Origin of the sequence: Veillonella sp. 6_1_27, assembly GCF_000163735.1 — a bacterium.
Classification (GTDB): domain Bacteria; phylum Bacillota; class Negativicutes; order Veillonellales; family Veillonellaceae; genus Veillonella; species Veillonella parvula_A.
In genome coordinates, this window is the sequence record NZ_GG770220.1 from 1 (window position 1) to 1176 (window position 1176).

The window sequence follows — 1176 nt, forward strand, 5'->3', positions numbered from 1 at the left end:
TTAGTTGTAAATTGAAACTGAACACATAAAAAATCCATATTAGTACAAGTGATAAGATTAGAGTATCAAATTCGCAATCAATCACGAGGTACTAATATGGACTGCTCTAATCTTATCACATCATTGCGCACAAACAAACACTTAAATTTAGAAGAGCGCTTTTATCTTGAAAAACGCCTTCTTGCTGGTGATCCTATCAATACTATTGCCAAGGCATTAGGACGCTCTAGAACTACGATTTATGCTGAGAAAAAGCGTGGAACAGTGGTTCAAATTAAGCAAAACAAGGCTGTTCTTATGTATGTAGCAGATTGCGGTCAGCTTGCCTATGAAAGAACCCACCAAGGTTCTTTCAACACTTTGAAAGCAGGTTCTATTGACCCCTTTTTATCTTGGGTTGAAACTAAGGTAAGAATCGATAAATGGTCCTTAGATGCTGCTGTTGGATACGCCTTACGTAAGGGTTTATTTGTACGCAATGAAATGGTGTGTACTAAAACTTTATATAACTACCTTCACCAAGGCATTTTAGGTCTTAAACCAATGGATTTGCCTTGTGTTATTCGCCATTCTCATAAGAAGCGACATAACAGGCAACACAAACGCAAGTTAGGTAAATCCATTGATCTGCGTGATGAATCTGTTGCTACCCGCGAAGAATTTGGTCATTGGGAGCTGGATACGGTCCGAGGAATAAAGAATAAAAGCGATGAAGTAATTGTTTCATTGTTAGAACGCAAGTCTCGCCTATATGTAGCCTTACGTTGTCTATCCGCTAAAGCCGTGGACGTAAAAATGACATTAGAAAATTGGTTGCAGTCTCTTAAGGCCGTTTCCAATGTATCCATGTTATGTAAAACTATTACGGCTGATAATGGCCGTGAATTTGCAGACATAAGTACATTAGAAACAGAGGATTTATCTATTTTCTTTGCTCACCCGTACTCGCCTGGGGAACGCGGTTCAAATGAACGACATAACGGACTATTACGCCGCTTTATCCCAAAAGGAACGCCCATAAAGACTGTGTCAGAAGAAACGATTCAGCGGGCGTTAAATTGGTGCAACAATTTACCCCGAAAGCTGTTGGATTACCAAACGCCTCAAGAAGTCTTCATTGAAGAAGTTAATAAAGTTATGGATTTACAGAGTGTTCAATTTCATATTGCAATTTAA

At 38.9% G+C, this 1176-nt stretch carries 1 protein-coding gene; it reads left to right on the forward strand.

Annotated features, from left to right (window positions below; translation table 11 throughout):
• Positions 1-96: 96 nt before the first annotated feature.
• Positions 97-1176, forward strand: coding sequence for an IS30 family transposase (locus HMPREF0874_RS09805; RefSeq protein ID WP_039965511.1), 1080 nt, complete (start codon positions 97-99; stop codon positions 1174-1176).

Bases quoted from the DNA above. Each gene is read 5' to 3' on its own strand.
- HMPREF0874_RS09805 (WP_039965511.1), top strand. From the start codon at position 97: ATGGACTGCTCTAATCTTATCACATCATTGCGCACAAACAAACACTTA.